The sequence below is a fragment of the Granulicella tundricola MP5ACTX9 genome, assembly GCF_000178975.2.
Classification (GTDB): Bacteria; Acidobacteriota; Terriglobia; order Terriglobales; family Acidobacteriaceae; genus Edaphobacter; species Edaphobacter tundricola.
The window spans coordinates 3,091,100-3,114,029 of the sequence record NC_015064.1; the positions used below are offsets into that span (position 1 = coordinate 3,091,100).

The following is a 22,930-nucleotide window of genomic DNA, read 5'->3' on the forward strand; positions in this document are numbered from 1 at the left end:
CCCTGGCTGATGCGGAAGCCAATCGCTATGGATGTGCGAAGCCTGGGCAGTGCTCGCCAACAGGATGAGCAGTATCCCCGCAAACGTAACCCACCGCAGCCACAGAGAAGGAGTGGACGGCAGCGAGGCGCGTTGGGGCATTCTTGACAAAGGGTGACTGGCTCAACTCAACTCTATCACCGCTAATGCGCAAGCACTATTGATAAGAAATAGATAATTTTGCCCCGAACATTCTTGTCTTGGCCAACATTCACAAGCTCTGTCCATTTTGGAACTACAACTTTCCCCATTGAGCGCTAACACAAAAGTTGGTTTGCACGGAAATTCGGCGCGTGCCATGCTTAGTCAAACGACTCTATAAGTTGAATCGAATTCTCACTTTGCAGAACAACCTCCGGCTCTGAGGGAGTTTCCTCAATCGGTTGTAATGCGCCTGTAGCCCTGTGTCATCACAATCTGTCCTAGGTACCTAAAAGACGATCCTGGGAGTTCCTGCATGAAGCTGCGTCTGTTCCTCTTTCTCATTTTTTCTTTGTCGATCGCGCACGCTCAGACGATCACTCCCAACGAATCCTCCATCGTCCTTCAGTCACCAAAAAAAATTGGTATCAACCTGAACGGTCCGACCTACTATCAGGGCGGTGAGATCTACAAGAATCTTCTTTGGAGAAATCCAGGCTTCGAGCCGGATCTCTATCGCGATAAGTTCGTCGCTTTTAAGGCAGGGACGACGACGACCTTCCCCTCGCCCAATACGTATGACCCCGTCATTGCCAACTTCTGGATGGGTGCTACCTTCCGCATCTACCGCGGCACAGCGCGCACCGTAGCCTGCTCTGGCACCGTAGCCAGCAATACGACCGCCAAGAACAATGCCGGCCCTGTGTATACCTTTTCTCAGCCATGCTCGTCAGCCGTGCAGGAAGGTGACGTGATCATCCTGCGGCAAGCCATCGCCTGCACCACAGAGGCTGTCTGGGAAGGCCAAGGAGGTGGTTGGTGGGGTAACGTCTCCAACGGAGGCAAGCTCCTCTCAGAGTGCTCTGCCCCCTATGATGGCACCCAGTCCCTGCGCCTCGACGCGACCGTCTCGGGCTCTACCGCGGGCGTGAAGGGCTACGTCGATACCAACCCGAGCGATGTCGGCATCCTGCTCAACGGCACTTACACCATCTCCGGTTTCTATAAGACCATCGGCAGCGCAACACTCTCAGTCGACGCGCGCCGCCTCGTGACCTCCGCAGCCGGTAGCCCCTTTCTCTGTGCCGGCAAGACCTTCGCAGCCTCGTCCGCCTGGACCTCCTTCACAGTCACCTGCCCCGCTACGGAGACCAATCAGGTCGCCGCGGGTCCGGTCGACGTAGACTTCGAAGCTCAAAGCGGAGCCGTTCTCTTGGACAACGTATCATTCCAGAAAACCTCCGGCGTCGATCCGACGAACACCACAGTCTTCCGCGACGAACTCCTCAACACCCTCAAAGCGCATTGCGCCGGCGCCTCCCTTTCAGGCGTCCCCTGTGAGCTTCGCGATTGGGCTGGTGAAAACGCCGAGGAGATCGACAACAGCATCAAGCCTATGTTCGAGCGCTCTCCGAGCCTTCCCGGAGCCAGCTACGACTACCCGCCAAACGGAGGCACGGGCAGCCTCAGCGTGGGGCTAGAGGAGTTCCTCCAGCTCTGCAAGGCAATCAACGCTGAGCCTTACTACACCCTCCCGGAGACCACCGGACCGGAAGACGGTGGCAAGTGGATCGAGTATCTCAACGGTGCGGTCTCAACTCCTTATGGTGCCAAACGAGCCGCAAACGGCCAGACAGCAAGCTGGCTCAGCGTCTTCCCGACGATCCATCTCCCCATGGGCAATGAGAACTGGAACGAGGGCGCAACCGGCCAGGGCCTCGGATATCGCGTGGACGCGCCGGACTACTACTACGATTATTCCGTCGACGCGGCCGGCGTTTGGGCCACCATGCGAGGCAGCGCATCATGGCCTGCTGGTGGCACCGGGATTGATCTTGTCCTCGGCTTTCAGGATGGCAATGCCAACTACGGCGTGACCGAAGCCATGGCGCGCGCCAACCCGAACAGCGCTGAACTTGCCCCGTACACCCAGGCGTACATCGGAGACGTGACCCCGGTCACCTCGCTCTGGAACCCGCTCTTCTATGAGGTGGTCGCGAACACCACCAACCCTGACACGACCTTCTACCAGCAGGGCACCGCAATCAAGTCTCACGGCAAGCTGAACGTGTACGAGTTCGACAACGGCACAAGTCAAGGCTCTTCCGCGCTCACACAATCCGTCTTGGATAGCTTCACGGATGCGGCCGGTTACGGCACCGCCACGGCCCTGCAAGCCCTTCAACACCTTACCTTCGGCATCGTCGATCAGAACTTCTTCTCGCTCGATCAATATGCCTTTTACATCCCCGCAGTGGGTTGGGTCCACAACTGGGGCGCTGTCATTGACATGGGCGGAGCCACCAATGCAGTGCGCCCACAGGAACTCGGCATGCGCATGGCAAACGCTGCCATTATCGGCCCCATGTATTCCTGCCCGGTTGCAAACCCTACAACGTATAACCTGCTAGCCAACCACAACGGTGCGGATAGCAGCGGCGAGCCCGCCACTAACAACGTTCCCCAGCAATTCTCGTATTGCTTCAAGTCCGGCACGCAGCGGTCCATGATTGTCATCAACACTGATGTCGCAGGCTCGCATGCGATCGGCTTTGCCGGACCGCAGATGCCGAGCGGACAGGTCATCCTGACCCGCTACGCACCCTCCAGCATCTCCGCCACCAATGAAGCCACGGCCAACAACCCAACCAACACCGCCGCGCAGAACGTCTCGATCAATGCGCCGTTTACGGTTGCCAATCCCTCCGGCGATACTTTACCGCCTTATTCCATTACCCGCTATGACTGGACCGCCAGCACCAATACGGTGTCACCGACCGCCTCAAATGCCACGCTCACAGTCTCTGACACTGCACCATTGACGGGAGTCCCCGTCGTTCTTACTTCAACCGTGGCTCCATCTGCCGCGACCGGCACTGTCACCTTCCAAGACTTTGGCGCAGCCTTCGCAACCGCTCCCCTCATCGGAGGGTCGGCTATCTACACAGTCGCGTCACTGACTGCGGGCAGTCACACCATCACTGCAGTCTATGCCGGGAATTCAACTTACGCCGCCAGCACCTCCGCTCCGCTTGCGATGATGGTTGGAGATCTCCCCGCGCTTCCCACCAACCGGAAACCCACCTCCACGACGCTCTCGTTCCCGTCTTCCAACCCCGCTGGAAATTCAAGCTTCACCATCGTCGCCAGTACCGACAGCACATCAGTCACCGGAACCATCAAGTTCTTTGACGGGCCCACTTCTCTTGGCACTGCCAAACTTTCGCGGGGCAATGCAGTTTATACCGTAAACTCCATCGCACCAGGCACTCATCTTTACTCCGCCGCCTATTTGGGAACCAGCCTTTATTCAGCAAGCACCTCACCAGTCTCCGTCGTCACGGCTGCCACCATTCCGACGACCTTGCAACTGACATCCTCCAGCACAGCCCCGGCAGTAGGCTCCAGCATTCTGCTCAAGGCTTCCGTGGTGAGTTCCGCCGCATCAGGAACGGTCAGCTTCCTTGATGGGAGTGCCATCATCGGAACCGCAAACTTGGTGTCCGGGACCGCAAACTTTACCCTTCCAGCCATCGCTTCCGGGACTCACAGCTTCACGGCCTCCTATGCGGGAAACTCGACTTACTCCCCGAGTCAATCTACGGCCATTCTTGTCATGCCTCATGCGGCCATCCCCTACCTTCACACCAACTTCGACGAGCATCCAGCAGGCACTGCACTGAACAAGACCTTACCTGCCACAAACATCGTCTCAGGTGTATGGAGTGACCCCAACGGCGACTGGACCTACATCGCAGGCGGCGGCATCGTCTCAGACACGTCAGATCTCAGCAATCCGGTCTTCATCGACGCAGCCCACTCCGACTACACGGCCACCTATGTCCTGCCCGCGAATGGAGTTCATCTACTCTTCCGCTACACCGATCTCAAGCACATGCTCTTCGTCGTCACCTACGCCGGAGAGGTCGATCTCTACTCCACCATCGGCAACTCAACCAAAACCCTTGCAACCATCTACCCCTCGTCTACCGTTGGGACAGTGACCGTCTCCCTCTTGGGCCAGACAGCCATCCTCTCCTGCGGTGGCCAGACCGCGACGGCCACCATTCCCGCCAACCTTCCTGTTTCCACGAAGATGGGCTTCTTCCCAACCTCCAGCAAGTACGTCATCACCAGCCTGGACGTCTCCCCATAGGGAGGCGTCCGCACCATCTCGTGCGATTCGCAGTCTTTCAAGACGGCAAAACACGCTAAACTGCCTTCCATGCGCATGATTCGCACTGCCCTACCGGCTTGCATCCTGGCCTCGTCCCTCTTCGCTCAAATTGCACCAGCACCCGTCCTCCCCAAGACGCCTTCCGATACCACTTCCACCACTTACCCTGCAGCCAACGCCCAGAACACACCCGCGCCAGCTCCCGCCACTCCCAGCCGCTACGATGTTCTCCACGCTGCCTACGGCCCTTATCGGGCCAACAACGATCTGCTCTACTACCATCTCGACGTCCGCGTCGATCCAGTCGCGAAGACCATCGCCGGCACTAACCAGATCCGTTTCAAGATGCTGGCTGATGGCAACCGCATCCAGCTCGATCTGACCGACACCCTCCAGATCGACAGCATCACCCTCAACAAAATTCCGCTTCACTACACGCACGACAGCAACGCAGTCTTCATCGATTTCCCCCAGACGCTCAAGCAGGGCCAGACGTACTCCATCCTCTTCAGGTACTCGGGCGCACCCAAGGCCAAGGGCCGCTTCGGCGGCATGACGTTTGAGCAGGACCCAGCGGGCCGGCCCTGGATCACCACTGCTTGCGAGGATGACGGCTCTTCCATCTGGTGGCCTTCCAAGGATCAGTGGAAGGATGAGCCTCAGGACGGCATGGATATCTCGGTCTCAGTTCCAAACGCCCTGACCGATGTCTCCAACGGACGCTTCGTCTCCAGGATCGATCTACACGACGGCTACAGCCAGTGGAACTGGCACGTCACCTATCCCATCAACTCCTATGATGTGGCCCTCAACATCGCTGCGTATAGCCACTTCTCAGACACCTACAAGTCCAGGGACTTTCCGCCCCTTACTCTTGACTACTACGCACTCCCGGAAGACTTGGACAAAGCCAAGGCGCAGTTCCCCCAGGCCACCAACATGCTTAAAGCCTTCGAGCACTACTTTGGTGAGTACCCCTTCGCGCGCGATGGCTACAAGCTGATCGAAGTTCCATACTCCGGTATGGAGCACCAGTCCGCCGTGTCTTACGGCAACCACTTCGCCAATGGCTATCTCAACCGCGACTGGACCGGCGTCGGCATCTCACCACGCTTCGACTTCATCATCATCCACGAGTCAGGCCACGAGTGGTTCGGCAACGCCATCACCGCCCAGGACCGGTCGTCCACGTGGATTCACGAAGGCTGGGATACCTACCTGGAAACCCTCTTCGTCGAGTATCACTACGGCCGTCCCGACGCCATCAAATACACCAACGGTCTGATCTCCAAGGTCCGCAATCGCACCCCCATCATTCCCGAGGCCTGGAGCAACCAGGAGCCTCCGCAGGATATGTACTTCAAGGGTGCGCTGATGATCGCCACCCTCCGCAGTGTCCTCAATGACGACGCAAAGTGGTTCAGCCTGATCCACGAGTTCTATCAACACTTCAAATACCAGAACATCATGACCGATGACGTGGTCGCCTGGTGGAACGACCATACCGGCCTCTACCTGAACCCATTCTTCAACCAGTACCTGCGCCACACCGCAATTCCCAACCTGGAACTCAACTTTGACGAGGCCAGCCAGACCGTTCTCTACAAGTGGCAGGTGGATGAACCCGGCTTCGCCATGCCCATCCGCATTGGCGAGGCGGGCACGGATGAGACGCACTGGCAGACCATCTTTCCCACCACCACCTGGCAAAGCCTGAAGACCCCCCTGACGAAGGATCAGTTCGCCGCCGCCACGGATCTCTTCTTCATCAACGTCAGCAAAACCTAGCCTGGAGTGGGCCGCGCTAAAATAGGGTGTGGCCCACTCCGCAGCAACCGTCGAGATTCCCGTAGAGACCAAGGTTGAGCCGAGCCTCCTCTCGGACTACGCGACCCTCTTCAAGTTCCGTGTCTCGACCATGGTGATCATTACCGCGGCTGCGGGGCTGTATCTAGGGGATCTGCGGTCTGGCCTGAGTCCTTTCCATCCGGAATCGCTCTACGCGCTGGCCGGCATCACTATTGTGACGGCGGGATCTTCCGCTCTGAACCAAGCGCTGGAGCGGCGTTCCGATGCTCGGATGCCACGTACTGCACGGCGGCCGATGGTCACGGGGCGTATCTCATTGCCGCATGGTCTTATCCTGGGATTTCTGGCGATCTTCCTCGGCTCGCTTTGGCTGGCGATTGAAACCAACCTCCTCACCGGCACGCTAACGCTTTTGACTGCAACGTCTTATGTCGCGATCTATACCCCGCTGAAGCGGATCACAAGCCTGAATACCTTCATCGGAGCCTTCCCCGGTGCGCTGCCTCCGTTGATTGGGTGGACGGCGGCCCGGGGGTTGATCGAGTGGCCCGCCGTTGCACTCTTCGCGATGATCTTCGTGTGGCAGTTCCCGCACTTTATGGCGATTGGATGGATGTACCGGGATGAGTATCGCCATGGGGGAATCCGGCTGGCGGCGACGCAACAGCCGATCACCTGGGCGGCCCGCTCCACCGTCTTCCAGGCGCTGTTCTACGCCGTCCTGATGCTTCCCGTCGCACTCTGGCCGAGCTTCCTGCACCTGACCGGAATGCCGTATACGATTGCGGCGACCATCCTCACGCTGGGTTATCTCTGGTACACGATCAAGTTCGCGTCGATCCTGCGCGACCCGAGTTCGCCCGATTCGCGCGTCCAGGCGCGCAACCTGCTGAAGGCAAGCGTGATCTATCTTCCCCTGCTGCTGGGGGCGATGATCCTGAACGCACAGGGGCGGGTTTGGTTCTGAGGCCCCCCACCCCTATCAAATAAGCCTAAAGTATTCCATTCATTGGACCTAGGTCTGGACTTCCCGGGACGCAAGTCCGAACCTGGCCTCCAAAGTCTTCATTTCATTGAACTTGAAGCCACGATAGCACGCACTTTTTTTCTGCCCTGCCCGCTGCCGTTACACTGTGTTTAGACCATGTCCACGCTTTCCACCCCGACTCTCGGCATCCGAACCCCTTTCAGCGCTGTCGCAGGCATCATCACGATCAGCGGCGCGGCCTCCGCGTTTCTGGTGTGGCTGGTTTACTACCACCACCCGACCGACGTGAGCGGCACCCATCTGCGCTTTCTGCCAGCGCTGAATGCCGTCTTCAACACCCTTTGCACCATCGCCCTGATCATCGGTCTGCGCTACATTCGCCGGCGGGAGATCGTGCAGCACCGCAACAGCATGTTCGCGGCGTTCTTCTTTTCGTCACTCTTTCTAGCATCCTACATAACGAATCATGCGCTGCACGGCGACGCGCACTTTCCCGGCCACGGTGCCGTCCGCTTCTTCTACCTGTGGATTCTGTTGACGCCGCACATTCTGGCCTCCGTGCTCGCGCTGCCGATGATCCTGATCACCTTTTTTCTCTCGCTTACCGGCCGCTTCGAGCTGCATCGCCGTCTCGCCCGCTACACCTTTCCCATCTGGCTCTATGTCTCGGTCAGCGGAGTCCTGGTCTACGCCATGCTGGCCGCTTACCGCTAGCCTTACTGCAACTCTTTTGTTTGCCATGTTCTGCCGAAAGCCCCTATGCAACAAGACACCCGCAAGCTTCTTACGACCGGTATCGCCATCTTTGGCACGGGGGCGGTCTGCGCCGCTCTTGCCCTCTTCGTCTTTGGGGGGATCGGCCATCAGGGACCGCACACCAACGCCGGCTGGCTCTGCCTGATGATTGCGATGGGCTGCCTGCCGACCGGCGTCCTGACTCTCTTTTTGGGAATCGCAAAGCTGGCCGGCGACTATCGCCGCTAGTTCCACACAACATTCTGCTATCCTCAACCTCTAAAATCAGCACGAATCGGAGCATCACCCCATGGCAAAAGGCGTCAATAAAGTCTTCCTTCTCGGCAACGTCGGCAAGGACCCCGAGATCCGCAGCACGGCTGGCGGCATGACCGTCGCAAGCTTCTCGCTCGCCACCGCCGACCGCCAGAAGGACGCGCAGGGCAACTGGGCGGACAAGACGGAGTGGCACAACATCGTCTGCTTCCAGCGCACGGCAGAGGTGGTCCGCGACTACGTCAAGAAGGGTTCACAGATCCTGATCGAAGGCAAGATCCAGACGCGCTCCTGGGACGATAAGACCAGCGGCGAGAAGAAGTACAAGACCGAGATCCTGTGCAACGAACTGACGCTTCTGGGCGGCAAGGCAGGCGGCGAGAGCGGCGGCGGAAGCTCCTCTTACTCCGGTTCCAGCTCACGCTCCAGCGCGGCATCAAGCAGCGGCGGTTACGACCAGCGCCAACCAGCCGGCACCCCGGACTACGGCGACAGCGGCATCACCGACGATGACATTCCCTTCTAATCCTGATCACCAGTCAATCACCATCCGAAACCTGGTCCCCCCTGCTGAATCGAGGGGACCAGGTTTTTCTTCTGGGGAGAGTTGCAAGATGCGCCACTTATCTCAGTGATGGAAACTCAGCCAGGCTGTTGAGATTCAAAGGCGCTTGTACGATGGGTGCGGCGTTAGCTACAGGAGCTGCAAACGCGCGGCCAATATTCCTGTTGGGACCTACGATGTGGGAGGTCTGCAGGAATGCAATCAGATGATTCTCCAGATTGGCCGCGTTAGTCGCTTCGCTACCGGGGATGTGTTTGGCGAAGATCCTGCCCGAGCTATTGCGAAACTCCAGATGATAGCTGCCCGCCCATGTGAATTCCACGGTCGTGATGCGGTTGGCATTGTTGGCCCATACGGTTATGTGGGGCTCGGTGAACGCGCTGACGGCGTCGCCGCTTGCGGTGAGCACCTGCCAGGGGTTGTTGTAGGTCACGCCCGTGCCGGAAGCGCCCTTGTTGTAGGTCACTCCGTTGGCGCTGTAAGAATTAAGAATCTGATTGACATATCTGATAGGCATAACGCTCCAGTGTGAATTTCAATTTGCAGAGATGAGCCGGGGCCTTGCCAGAGACCGCGGTCGTCCCAGCCGGAGCGGATCGCATTCACGGAATCATGAGCATTGTTCACTTCAGCTAACTTTCAGCCGGAGTTTCAACAGGAGTATACCGCTGCGGTTATGACCGCGATAGAAGTTTTTCAACGGCTTTGGAATCATGCTCTAAAACTTCTTGTAAGCCGTATTGAAGGCCGGGCGGGGCTGCGCGTGAATGAAAGCTGACACGTCCCAGGCCTCCTGTGGCGTGAGGATGCCCATGCGGTTCTGCGGCATGTTGTGCTGGACGAAGGATGCCATCTTGCGCACGCCATGCATGCCTGCGCCATCGTTGAAGGACTGCGGCCCCCAGACCGGCGGGAACTTGGGTGGCTTACCCTGCCCGTCCTCACCATGACATCCCGCGCATTGGGCGGCGAAGATCTGGCCGCCGTGGATGGGGTCGGGAGTGAGTTCAGGCAGCTTGACCAGGCCGCGCCCCTCAAACGCCCGCCGTCCGGGCTGCGGTATGGAGAGCCATTCGATGTAATCGACGAGCCCCTTCATCTCCGTGCCGTCGTAGTCGAGCGGCGTGCCGTTCTCGCTACGCACGAAGCACTCCTGCACGCGGTCCTTCAGGCTGATCATGTGGCCGGCACGCTCGTTGTACATGGGAAACTTTGCGGGGAGGCCGACGACCGGCGAGGCCAGCGGTTGAATGCCGCCCTCCGCATGACAGTTGGCGCAGCTTACTTTGGCTCCGGTGAAGGCTGCGGCGTAGAGCGGGGTTTCGTCGAAGAGCAGAGCGCCTCGGCGGATGCTGTCACCATGCGGGTTGTCCGGGATGGAGCTTACGGGCGGCGGACGCCAGGGTAGCTTGGACTGCCGAGTGGTTGCGTCGAGGTCGAGCGAGAGATGTTTGGGAAGCAGGCTGGCGAGGATCGCCCCGCCGTAGACCGAGACGGTCAACGCGACGACGGCAACGACGATCCACCTCTCCCGCACACGTTTCATCCCCAGGCCTCTAGTGCCAGATCAGGCTGTACAGCAGAACCAGCAGCACCATACCAGCGATCATGCCATAGAGATAATCCCGCGCCTTCAAGAAAGCAAAGATGGAGAAAACCACTCGCGCGACCGGCGTGGCGATCAGCAGCAGAATGCCGAACTGGATGATGGCGAGCGCCTGCCCGTGCAGGACGCCTTCAACGATCAGCAGGGGAGACTTCAGGCTGGCGGGCTCGCCATGGAAGGTATGGAAGCTGACGACGGAATGCTGGTGTGCGGCGAGGAAGATGGCTCCTCCAGCCATGACGACGAGTGTGGCGCAAAGTAGACCGATACGCAGCAGGAGGCCGATCTGCGCATCGATCACCGTACAGTTCAAGGGCTTGGGGGCTTTGGCCATTTAGAGCCTCCCCGTCAGGCCGCTGTAGATCATCTCCAGCCCCAGCAGGCAGATGACGACGGCGAAGACGATACGGATGGCGCTGGTCTTGGCGCGGACCAGAAAGCGTGCCCCGATGAGCGAGCCCGCCACCACGCCCAAGGTGACCGGGAAGGCGATGACGGGGTCGATGTAGCCCCGGCTGAGATAAATCCCCGCACTGGCCGCAGCGGTGACGCCAATCATGAAATTACTGGTTGTGGTCGAAACCTTGAAGGGGATGAGCATTGCCTCGTCCATCGCCAGCACCTTCACTGCGCCGGAGCCGATGCCGAGCAGACCCGAAAGCGCACCCGCGCCAAACATGAGGCTGAAGCCGAGCGGGACTCGGCGGACGTTGTAGGCCTGACGGCCGCCGGCTGGAAGGGGATAGCTGCCGTTGAGCTTGAGCGCGGTGGCGATGGGGTCCTTGACGTCGTCGTTGGCGTGCGGCTTCTTCTTTCGCAGCGAGATGACAGCCGAGGCAATCAGCACAAGCCCAAAGACGATGGCGATGGCCTTCGTCGGCGTACCTGCCGCGAGGAAAGCGCCGACAATCGCGCCCGTGGTCGTCGCCACCTCAAGCAGCATGCCGATACGAATGTTGGAATAGCCCTCACGCAGAAACGACCCCGCTGACCCGCACGAAGTAGCGATCACCGAGACCAGCGACGCGCCGATGGCGTAGTGGATATCCACCTTAAAGCCCAGCGCCAGCAGCGGCACGATCACCACGCCCCCGCCCAACCCCGTCAGCGAGCCGAGGAAGCCGGCGAGCAGCGAGGCCACGCCAATCAATACCGAAAACTCAACCGCGTTCATGCCACCCGCTCTTGTTCAACCGTCACGATGGTTCCAGAATACGGTGTCCGAGCCTTATAGTGCGGGCGAGAGGTTATCCTGATCGCAGGAACGCGCATGAGCGTACCTGAATCCCAATCGATCCGAGGTACGCACGCATGTCCATAGGTAAGAAGATTCTGCCGTTCAGCCTGATGCTGGCCCTGCCCTTCTGTTGCACGATCAACGGCCAGGCCCAGGCCGCCGCCGCGCCTGCCACAACCACTGCGCCTGCTCCAAGCCAAGCCACCGGCAAACCGCATCACGTGCTGGTCGCGGTGACCTCAGGCGATGAGGCCGACTGGAACCTTGCCTTGGGGAACATTCGCAATCTGCTCAAGGGACTGGCTCCGGATCAGGTCGATGTTGAGGTTGTGGCCTTTGGTGGCGGCATCATGCTCGTCGCCAAGCCTTCCACCGCCGATGCCGATATCCAGGCGCTAATGGCGAAGCACGTCCGCTTCGTCGCGTGCCAGAACTCCATGCACGCACGCAAGTTGACGGAGGCGGATCTGGTAACCGGTGTGGGGACTGTTCCCGCAGGAATCGTCGAGACGGTGCTCAAGCAGGAGCAGGGCTGGACGTACATCAAGGGCGGTCGCTAGGTTTTGCACGGCTGAGACGATCAGCAGACAGCATCGTGACAAACCACTGACAACTCAGGGGTTGCGCCTCACTACTCTTCAACCTGACCGGCAAACACTCTGCGGTCAGGACTCTGCTTCTTCAAAGAAGAGGCAGACGAAGAAAAGTGAGGCACCATGTCATCCCTACGAGTTACCCGCGCCCTCGCGGCAATCAAATCCTTTGCAACGGTTGCGACGCTTTCCGCGCTCTCCGTTGCCGCTCCGGCAATGCTTCATGCCCAGACGGCTGGCGCCTTCAAGGTCACCAACCTCCTCTCTGACGGCTCCGTAGCCGCCACCACCATGGACCCCAACTTCATCAATCCCTGGGGCATCTCCGTCAGCCCCACCTGGTGGATCAGCGCGCAGGGCACGGGCTTCAACTATGTGACGGCTGCCGCCGGAACCATTGCGTTCAAGGTCATCGTACCGGCTGCGGCTGGTGGCACGGCGACCGGAACCCCGACCGGCTCGGTCACTACCGCCGGCACCACCGGCATGATTCTACCCAACGGCACCAAGGCATCCTTTATCTTCTCCAGCATCGACGGCGCGATCACCGGCTGGAACTCGAAGCTCGGGACCGCCAACGCAATCTCGCAGGTCGCGGCCACCGGCGCGACGGGCTCCGTCTACACCGGTCTGGCCGTCTTCACCAACGCCGCCGGAGCCAGCTTCCTGCTCGCGCCGAACTTCGGCACGGGCAAGGTCGATATCTACGACAGCACCTTCAAGCCTGCGACGCTGGCCGGAACCTTTACCGATCCGTCCCTGCCGACCGGCTACTTCCCTTTCTCCGTCCATGTCATCGGCACGCAGGTATTCGTGGCTTACTCGCAGCGCACCGCCGCCGGACTTGAACTCGTAGCACCAGGCAACGGCGTCGTCAGCATCTTTGACCTCACCGGCACCTTTGTCGCACGGGCAGTCACCGGCGGCAACCTCAACGCGCCCTGGGGCGTCGCCATCGCACCGGCCAGCTTCGGCATCTTCAGCAAGGACCTGCTCGTCGGCAACTTCGGCGACGGCCTCATCAACGTCTATGACCCCAAGACCTTCGCCTACCTGGGCCAGTTGATCGACGGCACCGGCAAGCCGCTCGCGTACGCATCCCTCTGGGATCTGCTTCCCGGCGGAACTGCTATCCCCGGCGGCACCACCGTCAGCGCAGGCGATCCAAGCACGGTCTTCTTCACCGCCGGTCTCGCGGGTGAGAAGCACGGCCTGCTGGCAGGCATCGCCAACGACGCGACCACCGCAGGTACGCCTTCGTTCGGAGTCAGCACGTCTTCGTCCGCGCTGGCCGTTACGGCAGGCAGCAACGTGCAGGCAACGATCGCGGTCGCGCCGACCTATAACTTCAGTGGGACGGTAACGCTTGCATGCTCCGGCCTGCCGGTCGGCGCAAGCTGCACCTTCGGGCCAACGCAGTTGACGGTCGCCGGCACAGCAAGCAGCACCGGCACCGTCACCATCCTGACCAGCAAGGCGAACGCCGCACTTGTACGTCCGGCCAGCAAGCTGACGACCGGGCTCGCCTTTGCTATGCTCCTCCCGTTTGCCTCGCTGCTTGCCTTCCGCAAGCGCAAGGCGACGGCCGGCCGCAGCGTACTTCCGAACCTCCTGGGAGTGCTTCTGCTGCTGGTCTCCATCGGTTCGCTTGCGGGCTGCAACGATAGCTCGTCCACGCCTGCTGTCGTTACCCCTGCCGGACAGTCGACGATCGCCGTTACGGCGACCAGCGGCACCATCAGCCAGACGACCAACGTCGCCCTGACTGTGCAGTAAACTCCCCGCTTCCCTTTCCCGCAGCCGCCCTCACAAGGGGCGGCTCTTTTTTGCCTCGAACGCGGATGACGGGCGGCAGCGCTGGCCGTACACTGACCTGCATGAGCGCACCGTTAGCCGATCCCGTCGAACACTACGACCTCCTAGTCCTGGGCAGCGGAGAGGCCGGCAAGTACATCGCCTGGGCCATGGCCACATCAGGCAAGAAGGCTGCGGTCATCGAGCGCCGTTACATCGGCGGCTCCTGCCCCAACATCGCCTGCCTGCCCAGCAAGAACTTCGTTCACTCCGCCAAGGTCGCTCACTACGCCTCGCAGGCCGCGCAGTTCCGGCTTCCGGTGGCGACGGGGCCAATCGACATGGAGGTCGTTCGCGGTCGCAAGCGCAAGATGGTCGATGGCCTCGTCCAGATGCATGAAGGGCGATTCGCCCAGACTGGGGCCGAGTTGATTCTCGGCACCGGCACCTTCACCGCGCCACGTACCCTTCACGTCCTCACCAACACCGGAATGACCAGGATGCTGACGGCGGAGACCGTGGTGATCAGCACCGGCTCCCGTGCCGCCATCGACCCCATCCCCGGCCTGCTCGAAGCCCAGCCCCTCACCCACATTGAGATGCTGGAAACCGGCCAGGTTCCACCCCACCTCACCATCCTCGGCGGCGGCTACATCGGCCTAGAGTTTGCACAGGCCATGCGCCGCCTAGGCAGCGAGGTCACAGTCGTCGAGCGCAATCCACGCCTGCTCCACCGGGAAGACGAAGACGTCATCACGACGCTGACCGGAGTCCTCTCACGCGAGGGCATCGAGATCCTCACCAGCACCTCGGTCGAGCGTGTCACCGGTCGGTCAGGCTCCTCCGTCACCGTTCACACCAGCGCGGGCGAGATCACGGGCACCCACATCCTCGTCGCCACGGGAAGAACGCCGAACACGGACGGCATCGGGCTGGATCTTGCCGGCGTTACCCTGGGCAAGGATGGCCACATCCAGGTCGACGAGCATCTCCGCACCTCTGCTGAAAACGTCTTTGCGGTAGGCGACTGCGCCGGCAGTCCGCACTTCACGCACATCGCCTTTGACGACCATCGCGTCGTAAAATCCGTTCTGCTCGGCAAATCCGGAAGCACTCCGCGAAGCACAAAAGACCGCCAGGTCCCCTTCTGCCTCTTCACCGATCCCGAGTTCGCACACATCGGCCTGAGCGAGAGTGAGGCCAAGCGCCAGGGCATCTCGTACCGCCTCGCCAAACTCCCCATGCTCGCCGTCCTTCGCACCCGCACGATGGACGAGTCCGAAGGCTTCCTCAAAGCCCTCATCAGCACCCAGGACGACTCCATCCTCGGCTTCACGGCGGTCGGCGTCGGCTCCGGCGAGATGCTGGCGGCGGTCCAGCTGGCCATGTCCGCCAACCTGCCGTACACCGCGCTACGCGACCTCATCGTCACGCACCCCACCCTGAACGAGGGCCTGGTCTACCTCTTCTCCAGCACGCCGCCGAGATGAGCGACGGTCCTCTGCCGTAAACTAGCAACATGATTGACGAGCCCACCTTCCGCCGCGCCTCTGACAAAGCCCTTGAATCCCTGAAACAGTCCCTGATCCGCGTGGAAGAGGAAGGCGGCTTTGAGGCCGAGGACCATAACGGTGTGCTCAACGTGCTGTTTGAGGACGGCGGCACCAAGTTCGTCTTCACCCCGCAGACCCCGGTCCGTCAGATCTGGATCTCCGCCCGCACCACCAGCTTCAAGCTGGACTGGTCTGAGGATGCCGCCGCCTTCGTCCTGTCCAAGACCGGCGAAACCCTGCTGCTGCTGACCCAGCGCCTGCTCCAGGAGCAGCTCAGCGACCCCTCCATTCTGCTGGCGTAGTCCGTGCCAATTGGCGGAGTACCCGGCTTCCGGTCACCAGAAAGCTCTCCGGTAACCACCCCCTGACACGCTACAATCCAGATATGCGGGCCTCTTTTCAGGGTGCCCGCCACCTACGCGCGCCCCCTCATCTTCACAAGAAAGCCATTAGCCCCCAGGGGCGAGGGGACCTGACCAGAAACCATGCCCATGCTGTCCGTCGCCATCATCACCTGTAACGAGGAGTACAACCTCGCACGAACGCTCGCCAGCGTATCTTTCGCGGACGAGATCGTCATCGTCGACTCCGGCTCCACGGACCGGACGGTCGAGATCGCCCAGTCCTTCGGCGCGAAGGTCTTCGAGCAGTCCTGGCCCGGCTTCGCCCCGCAGAAGAACTTCGCCATCGCACAATGCACCGGAGACTGGGTTCTCTCGCTCGACGCTGACGAAGAACTCTCCCCCAAGCTGCGTACCCAGATCCAGACCCTGCTGCCTTCGAATCCGCCTGCCGATGCGTATTTCCTGAAGCGCCGGAACCTCTTTCTCAATCGCTGGATCAGGCATGGCGGTTACTACCCGGACCCCAAGCTACGCCTCTTCCGCCGCTCCACGGCCAACTTCTCCCTCACCCCCAAGTTTGAAGACCGCTCCGTCCACGAGACCATCGTCTTTGATGGCCACTCAGACACCCTGGATTATGACCTTATCCATCACGCCTACCCGACGCTTGAAGGCTACCTGGAGCATATGGATCGCTACTCCACGCTTGGCGCTGAGCTTCTGGTGACCGCCGGCCGCACCAGCCGGGAGTGGCCCGCCTTCTACTGGAACGTCCTCATCGTCCCGACCCTGACCTTCGGTTGGAACTACATCTTCCGCCTCGGCTTCCTTGACGGCCGCGAAGGTCTGCTCCTGCACCTGTATCACTCGGCCTATGTGAGCTGGAAGTACGCGAAGGCCTGGCGCGCGGCATTACTCCTGAAGTCGAATTAGGTCGTAGACTTCTTCCATGCAGCTTCTGGTTGACGAGCCTTGGAAGGACGAACTCTGGTATCAAAACCAGTGGCGCGCCTTCTACCGCGAGCGTATGCGAAAGCTGAGCCGATTGGGAGTCATCTTCGGGACGATCGGGATCGGAGCCTTGCTCTTCGGAGTGATCCCGTCCACGTCTCTGGAACATCATCCCTTCCTCAGTGATTCAGCGGCTCTATTGGGCGGCCTGCTGTGGCTGACACTCCTGATTCAGTGGTTCAGAATGAACTGGCAGATGACCTCCTGGGATTGTCCCCGCTGCAACGAACTTTACTTCAAGCGAAATCCATTTCGACACAGGTGTGCTCATTGCAAACTCCGTCGCCCTCGCCAGCGAGAGGTCTCCCCGCTGAACTCTTTTTAATCCGATCCCCTCCACCCGTGCTAAAACCTAAACATGCGCCCAGCGTTTTTGCTCGCCCTCGCCCTTCCCGCGACGTCCGTCCTCGCACAGTCTCCTGAGTCCAAGCCGACCCCGACCATCGCCGCCAAGACCGCGACGATGGTCCACATGCCCGGCCTGCTGCCGCTGGACTGGGACGCCAGGGCCGGCAAGCTCTACCTTGAGATCCCCAAGCTCAACTACGACATCCTGTACACAAATTCCCTGCCACATGGGACAGGCTCCAACGACCTTGGGCTGGACCGCGGCCAGACCTCCGGCGGCAAGATCGTACACTTCGAGCGCTCCGGCCCCAAGGTCCTCCTCGTTGAGCCCAACCAGGAGTTCCGCAGCTCGTCTGACGACCCCGCCGAGCGCCTCTCCATTCACCAGTCCTTCCCGGAGTCCGTCCTGGCCGGCTTCAAGGTCGAGGCCGAAAACCCCGACGGCGCAGTCCTTGTAGACGCCACCGACTTCTTCGTCCGCGACGCCCACGGCGTCATCGAGACCCTCACCACGTTGAAGCAGGGCGCGTTCAAGCTGGATGCCTCCCGCTCCACCATAGAGCTCGACCACACCAAGGCCTTCCCAAAGAACACTGAGGTCGAAGCCCTCCTGACCTTCACCTCCGAGACCTCGCCAGGTCGCCGTAGCTACGTCGCGGACGTCACCCCGGACCCGCACGCCCTCACCCTGCGCGAGCACCAGTCCTTCCTGGAGCTCCCGCCCCCCGGCTTCACCCCGCGGCGCTTCGACCCGCGCGCCGGCTACTTCCCCAGCTCCTACCGCGACTACAGCGCGCCCTTAGGCGAAGAGCTCGACCAAAGGTTCATCATCCGCCACCGCCTCATCAAGAAAGATCCAAGCTGCACCAAGGCCTGCGAGCCCGTCACCCCCATCCAGTACTACGTGGATCGCGGCGCACCGGAGCCCATCCGCACCGCGCTCGTAGAAGGCGCACGCTGGTGGGACCAGGCCTTCCAGGCTGCCGGCTGGGCCAAGGGAACCTTCCGCGTAGACCCCCTGCCCGCTGACGCCGACCCCATGGACGTCCGCTTCAACATCATCCAGTGGGTCCACCGTTACACCCGCGGCTGGAGCTACGGAGCCGCCATCGCAGACCCACGCACCGGCGAAATCATCAAGGGCAACGTGACCCTTGGCAGCCTGCGCGGTCGCCAGGACTACCTCATCGCCGAAGCCCTGCTCAGCCCTTACGTCAAGGGTGCACCAGCGATCACTCCCAGCAACGATCCCATGCTCGCCATGGTCCTGCAGCGCATCCGTCAGCTCTCCGCGCATGAGACCGGCCACACCCTCGGCCTCGCGCACAACTTCGCTGCCAGCGCCTTCCCCCACACCGATCTCGACGAAACCATCTCCGTGATGGACTACCCGCACCCTTACATCTTCCTCAACAAGGGAGGCGTGCCCGATCTCTCCCACGCCTACCCCGTCAACATCGGCTCCTGGGATAAGGTCGCCATCGATTACGGCTATCGCGAGTTCGACCGCTCCGGCAGCGCCGTGGAGCGGCCCGCAGCCCTCAATCAGATCCTTGCCGACTCAGAGAAAAAGGGCCTCATCTTCATCACCGACGAGGACTCCCGCCCCTTCAGCGGCGCACACCCGCACGCCCATCTCTGGGACAACGGGGCAGACCCAGCAGATGAGCTGATCCGCATCCTCGACATCCGCGCCAAGGCCATCGCCCGCTTCAACGCCAACGCCATCAAGCCCGGCATGCCCATGGCCCAGCTTGAGGACACCCTCGTCCCGCTCTACCTGCTGCACCGCTACCAGACCGAGGCCGCGATCAAGGAGATCGGCGGCCTGGACTACCGCTACCAACTCCGTGACGACGGCCAGATCAACCCCACTATCGTCTCGCCTGAGGATCAGAACAAGGCCATCGCCGCCGTGCTGAAGACCCTCACGCCGGACACGCTCACGCTGCCTGAATCGCTGCTACAGATCCTGCCGCCCCGCCCGCCCGGCCTCCGCCGCACCCAGGAGTCCTTCCCGTCTGAGACCGGTCTGACCTTCGATCCCATTGCCACCGCAGAGTCCGCCGCCGACCTCACCCTCGCCGTTCTCTTCGATCCCGCACGCGCCAGCCGCCTCGTCCAGTACCACATGCGTTCGCCCAAGGCACCCTCCCTGCGCGGCCTGATGGAGGCCGTCTCCAAGACCACTGCCGAGCGTCCAGAAGGTGGTCACACCATGTCCTCTGAGGTGGAACGCGCCGTCGAGTTCCGTGCGCTCGAAGCCATGTTCACCCTCGCCGTGAACCCAACAGCCTCATCCCAGGCTCGCGCCATCGCCCACTCCCACCTTGAGGACGTGCTGAAGCAGTTCACCTCCGCCGCCCCCCTGACAGATACGGCAGAGGCCATCCACCGCGCCGCGATGATCGACCGCATCAACGACTTCAACCGCGATCCTGAAAAGTTCGTCCCCGCCAAATCCATCGAAGCTCCCCCCGGTATGCCCATCGGCGATGACGAAGAGTAAGCTGCATTCGTAAATTATTGATGCGAATCGTTGAACGCCTCTCTGGGACCTGCCGATAGTTCCGTGGCGAGACCCCCAGAGAGGTGCAACCATGGTCGATCAAATCAACGCAATTCAGAAGCCCACCCAGATCCAGCCGGAACCCGTCGACAAGCCCACCAACGTGCAGGCGCAGGCCGAAACCCACAACACAGCTACCCAGCCCTCCAAGACCCAGAAAGTGGAAGAGGCGCAGGCCAAACATGTGCGCGAGGCCTACACCGTCCACCTGACCACGACCGCCAAGGTCGAGGCGCTCAAGCAGGTCGGCGCCAGCGTGAACTCCATCTCTGCCAGCCTCGGCTTAACCAGGGCTGACGTGGACTCCACGCTGGAAATCACGGACACTACCGTCGCCGACGCCGAGACCGCCGCAGTCCTGATCTAGCTCTCGTCCTCAGCGGTCTCCACCGGCACATGCGCGGCCCGGAACGCCTCCGCGTAGCGTGCCGGCATCGCGGCCTTGCGCATCTCCTTGTCGACCACCACATGGGTTGTCGCGCCTTCGCACAGCAGCGTTCCATCCGCTGCACGCACCACGCGATATGCAAACTTCACCACGCTCCCGCGTACGCCCGCGATGCGCGTCTGCACGATCAGCTCATCGTCGTACCGCGCCGGAGCCTTGTACCGGCAGGTGACCTCGACCACCGCAATCCCCACGCCGTCCTCGCGCTCCATTGTCTTGTAGTCCAGGCCCATCTGCCGGATCAGCTCCACCCGGCCCACCTCAAACCAGACCAGGTAGTTCGCGTGATAGACCACGCCCATCTGATCCGTCTCCGCATAGCGGACACGCACTCGCGCCTCACCCAAAACCATTTCACTCATCTGTTCAGTTTACCGGGTCAGGCGCGCAGCCCCTCCAGCATCACACCCAGCGACTCCCGCGCATCCTCCAGCGCATCCTTCGTCCCCTCCAGCCGGCTGATCACCAACGCCCCCTCCAGCGTCGCCACAATCGTATTCCCCACCCGCCGAGCCGTAGTCCCTGCCTTGATCTCCCCCCGCGCCATCCCATACTCGACGATCGCCGCAATCCTGCGCTTCCAACGCTGGATCGCATCGCAAGCCATCGCCTTCAGCTCCGGGTTCACGTCGTCCGCGTCCACCGCGGTGTTCAGCAGCATACAGCCGCCCGCCACCAGGCTGGGAGCCTCCGCAAACCGCGCCACATGAAACTTCAGCCGATCCACCGCGTTCTCAATATGCTCCATCCCGTCGGTGCGCGAGCGCTGCGACTGCGCCGTCGCCCAGCGGAACACCTCCACCGCCAACTCCTGCTTGCTCGCAAAATGCCGGTACAGCCCACCCTTTTCGAGCCCCGTCGCATTCAGGATGTCTTGCACCGAACAACCCGCAAACCCCTTTTGATTGAACAAAGGCGCGGCCTCGCGCACAATCCGCTCCCGCGTCGTCTCGCCTTTACTCATCGCGACCTCCAGAAAACCTGCATCGCACACCATCTCTCCTGAATCTGATGCATAAAGCGACCGAACGGTCTCATCTCTGACAAAAGGATTTCGATGGCAACCGCAGTCGCCCCAATCTCTCAGATTTCTCCTGTAGAAGCACTCCGGCGAGCGGGCATCAACCCATGGGTAGTCGCACTCACCGTCACCCTCGCCACCTTCATGGAGCTGCTCGATACCTCCATCGCCAACGTCTCCCTGCCCTACATCGCAGGAGGCCTCGGCCGTTCGTTCGACGAAGTCACCTGGATTCTCACCACCTACCTCGTCGCCAACGCTGTCATCCTGCCCATGTCAGCCTGGTTCTCCCGCGTCTTCGGCCGCAAGAACTACTACATGGCCTGCGTCGCGCTCTTCACCGTCACCAGCTTCCTCTGCGGCATCGCCCCCAGCCTGGAGATCATGCTCCTCGCCCGCGTCCTTCAAGGCATCGGCGGTGGAGGCCTCGCCCCGGTCGAACAGGCCATTCTCGTAGACACCTTTGAACCCGCCAAGCGAGCCTCAGCCTTCGCCCTTTACACCGTCGCCATCGTCACCGCACCCGCCATCGGCCCCGTCCTCGGCGGCTGGATCACCGACAACTACAACTGGCGCTGGGTCTTCCTCATCAACATCCCCATCGGCCTCCTCTCGCTCTACCTCACCAACCGCTTCGTCTTCGATCCACCCTCCTACGCGGCAGAGCGAGCCTCCGTCCGCCAGGGCGGTAAGCTCTCCATCGACGGCGTCGGCATGGCCCTTATCGGCGTAGGCTCCGCCGCGCTCGAGATCCTCCTCGACCGCGGACAGATCGACGACTGGTTCGGCTCCGTCTTCATCCGCTGGTGTTTCGTCGTCGGCGTCGCCTGCCTCACCGGCGCAGTCTTCTGGGAGCTCAACCACAAGGACCCCGTCATCGACTTCCGACTCCTCAAGGTCCGCAACTTCGCCCTCGCCTGCGTCTTCTACTTCACCTTCGGCGTAGGTCTCTTCGCCTCCACCACGATGATCCCCCAGCTCCTCCAGTCGCTCTATGGCTACCGCGCCATCGACGCCGGCCTCGTCCTTGGACCCGGTGCGCTCGTCATTACCTTCCTGGCCCCCGTAGGTGCGCAACTGGTCCAGCGAGGCATCGTCAAACCCAAGATCCTCCTCTTCGGCGCGGTTATGGTCGTGGGCCTCTCCTTCATCCACTACAGCCACTTCAACCTGGCCACCGACTACAAGCACTACGCCCTCGCCCGCGCACTCCAGGGCTTCGGCTACGCCTTCTTCTTCGTGCCGCTTTCGGTCATCGGCTACTCGCAGCTCACTCCCGCGCAAAACAACCGCGCATCGTCCCTCACCAACTTCTTCCGCAACTGGGGCGGAAGCTTTGGCATCGCCTTCGTCACCACTATGTCGGAGCGCCGCCAGGACTTCCACCAGTCCATCGTCGGAGCCAATCAGAACGCGTCATCGGCCACCTTCCAATCCGCCGTCAACGCCACAGCCGCTTATCTCCGCGTACACGGCTTCTCGCAGGCCGACGCGCTCTCCGCCGCCTACGCCCGTTACTACAACGAGCTCTTCGCCCAGACTCGCCTGCTCGCCTTCATGGACTGCTTCTACGTCCTCGGCATCATGACGTTAGTCGTAGGCCCCCTGGCTCTCCTCACCAAGAGCTTCAAACCCTCCGCCAAGTCCGAGCCCGCCCACTAACCCTCAACCCGGCA

Annotated in this window: 20 protein-coding genes; 14 read left to right on the forward strand and 6 right to left on the reverse strand. The window is 61.2% G+C overall.

What is annotated here, in order from left to right:
* The first annotated feature begins 532 nt into the window (after positions 1-532).
* From ACIX9_RS13230 to ACIX9_RS13255, 6 genes are all read left to right on the forward strand, one after another.
* The gene (locus ACIX9_RS13230) at positions 533-4,336 is read left to right on the forward strand and encodes an Ig-like domain repeat protein (protein WP_198152100.1); all 3,804 of its coding nucleotides are present in this window, start codon (positions 533-535) and stop codon (positions 4,334-4,336) included.
* A gap of 69 nt (positions 4,337-4,405) precedes the next feature.
* Complete coding sequence (locus tag ACIX9_RS13235) at positions 4,406-6,145, forward strand: M1 family metallopeptidase (protein WP_013580994.1); 1,740 nt, start codon at positions 4,406-4,408, stop codon at positions 6,143-6,145.
* 28 nt (positions 6,146-6,173) lie between these two features.
* Complete coding sequence (gene cyoE, locus ACIX9_RS13240) at positions 6,174-7,133, forward strand: heme o synthase (RefSeq protein ID WP_013580995.1); 960 nt, start codon at positions 6,174-6,176, stop codon at positions 7,131-7,133.
* A gap of 177 nt (positions 7,134-7,310) precedes the next feature.
* On the forward strand, positions 7,311-7,868 hold the full coding sequence (locus ACIX9_RS13245; protein ID WP_013580996.1) for a DUF420 domain-containing protein: 558 nt from the start codon (positions 7,311-7,313) through the stop codon (positions 7,866-7,868).
* 45 nt (positions 7,869-7,913) lie between these two features.
* The gene (locus tag ACIX9_RS13250; protein ID WP_013580997.1) at positions 7,914-8,138 is read left to right on the forward strand and encodes a hypothetical protein; all 225 of its coding nucleotides are present in this window, start codon (positions 7,914-7,916) and stop codon (positions 8,136-8,138) included.
* 61 nt (positions 8,139-8,199) lie between these two features.
* Positions 8,200-8,691 carry a single-stranded DNA-binding protein gene (locus ACIX9_RS13255; protein WP_013580998.1) on the forward strand — a complete coding sequence of 164 codons (492 nt, stop codon included), beginning with the start codon at positions 8,200-8,202 and terminating at the stop codon, positions 8,689-8,691.
* A gap of 97 nt (positions 8,692-8,788) precedes the next feature.
* Here the strand turns inward: ACIX9_RS13255 and ACIX9_RS13260 are convergent, their stop codons facing one another.
* From ACIX9_RS13260 to ACIX9_RS13275, 4 genes are all read right to left on the reverse strand, one after another.
* The gene (locus tag ACIX9_RS13260) at positions 8,789-9,247 is read right to left on the reverse strand and encodes a hypothetical protein (RefSeq protein WP_041597110.1); all 459 of its coding nucleotides are present in this window, start codon (positions 9,245-9,247) and stop codon (positions 8,789-8,791) included.
* A 201-nt stretch (positions 9,248-9,448) separates the two neighbouring features.
* Positions 9,449-10,276: a c-type cytochrome gene (locus ACIX9_RS13265; RefSeq protein ID WP_013580999.1), complete on the reverse strand. Its 828-nt coding sequence runs from the start codon at positions 10,274-10,276 to the stop codon at positions 9,449-9,451.
* Between the two features lie 10 nt (positions 10,277-10,286).
* A complete protein-coding gene (locus ACIX9_RS13270; RefSeq protein WP_013581000.1) occupies positions 10,287-10,670 on the reverse strand; it encodes a DUF1634 domain-containing protein in 384 nt (127 codons plus the stop codon).
* Positions 10,671-11,510, reverse strand: a complete 840-nt coding sequence (locus ACIX9_RS13275) for a sulfite exporter TauE/SafE family protein (protein ID WP_013581001.1) — start codon at positions 11,508-11,510, stop codon at positions 10,671-10,673.
* A 137-nt stretch (positions 11,511-11,647) separates the two neighbouring features.
* On the opposite strand from ACIX9_RS13275, the gene ACIX9_RS13280 reads away from it, so the two are divergent.
* The 7 genes from ACIX9_RS13280 to ACIX9_RS13315 all read left to right on the forward strand — a co-directional run bounded on the left by ACIX9_RS13280 (position 11,648) and on the right by ACIX9_RS13315 (position 20,152).
* Positions 11,648-12,133: a DsrE family protein gene (locus ACIX9_RS13280; RefSeq protein ID WP_013581002.1), complete on the forward strand. Its 486-nt coding sequence runs from the start codon at positions 11,648-11,650 to the stop codon at positions 12,131-12,133.
* A 156-nt stretch (positions 12,134-12,289) separates the two neighbouring features.
* Entirely contained in the window at positions 12,290-13,942 is a 1,653-nt protein-coding gene (locus tag ACIX9_RS13285; protein WP_013581003.1) for a TIGR03118 family protein, read from the forward strand.
* 101 nt (positions 13,943-14,043) lie between these two features.
* Positions 14,044-15,450 (forward strand): dihydrolipoyl dehydrogenase family protein, encoded by a 1,407-nt coding sequence (locus tag ACIX9_RS13290; RefSeq protein ID WP_041597111.1) that lies wholly within the window; start codon positions 14,044-14,046, stop codon positions 15,448-15,450.
* A 29-nt stretch (positions 15,451-15,479) separates the two neighbouring features.
* Positions 15,480-15,815 carry an iron donor protein CyaY gene (gene cyaY, locus ACIX9_RS13295; protein WP_013581005.1) on the forward strand — a complete coding sequence of 112 codons (336 nt, stop codon included), beginning with the start codon at positions 15,480-15,482 and terminating at the stop codon, positions 15,813-15,815.
* A gap of 183 nt (positions 15,816-15,998) precedes the next feature.
* Positions 15,999-16,790: a glycosyltransferase family 2 protein gene (locus ACIX9_RS13300; RefSeq protein ID WP_013581006.1), complete on the forward strand. Its 792-nt coding sequence runs from the start codon at positions 15,999-16,001 to the stop codon at positions 16,788-16,790.
* A gap of 436 nt (positions 16,791-17,226) precedes the next feature.
* The gene (locus ACIX9_RS13310; RefSeq protein ID WP_013581008.1) at positions 17,227-19,725 is read left to right on the forward strand and encodes a zinc-dependent metalloprotease; all 2,499 of its coding nucleotides are present in this window, start codon (positions 17,227-17,229) and stop codon (positions 19,723-19,725) included.
* Positions 19,726-19,816: 91 nt separating this feature from the next.
* The gene (locus ACIX9_RS13315; protein WP_013581009.1) at positions 19,817-20,152 is read left to right on the forward strand and encodes a hypothetical protein; all 336 of its coding nucleotides are present in this window, start codon (positions 19,817-19,819) and stop codon (positions 20,150-20,152) included.
* Here the strand turns inward: ACIX9_RS13315 and ACIX9_RS13320 are convergent.
* Together ACIX9_RS13320 and ACIX9_RS13325 are read right to left on the reverse strand one after the other, a co-directional pair.
* The gene (locus tag ACIX9_RS13320) at positions 20,149-20,595 is read right to left on the reverse strand and encodes an acyl-CoA thioesterase (RefSeq protein WP_013581010.1); all 447 of its coding nucleotides are present in this window, start codon (positions 20,593-20,595) and stop codon (positions 20,149-20,151) included. The two genes, ACIX9_RS13315 and ACIX9_RS13320, sit on opposite strands and share 4 nt — an antisense overlap.
* Positions 20,596-20,612: 17 nt before the next feature.
* Positions 20,613-21,197, reverse strand: a complete 585-nt coding sequence (locus ACIX9_RS13325; RefSeq protein WP_041597782.1) for a TetR/AcrR family transcriptional regulator — start codon at positions 21,195-21,197, stop codon at positions 20,613-20,615.
* A 93-nt stretch (positions 21,198-21,290) separates the two neighbouring features.
* Here ACIX9_RS13325 and ACIX9_RS13330 point away from each other — a divergent pair, with 93 nt between their 5' ends.
* Positions 21,291-22,916: a DHA2 family efflux MFS transporter permease subunit gene (locus ACIX9_RS13330; RefSeq protein WP_013581012.1), complete on the forward strand. Its 1,626-nt coding sequence runs from the start codon at positions 21,291-21,293 to the stop codon at positions 22,914-22,916.
* Positions 22,917-22,930: the final 14 nt, after the last annotated feature.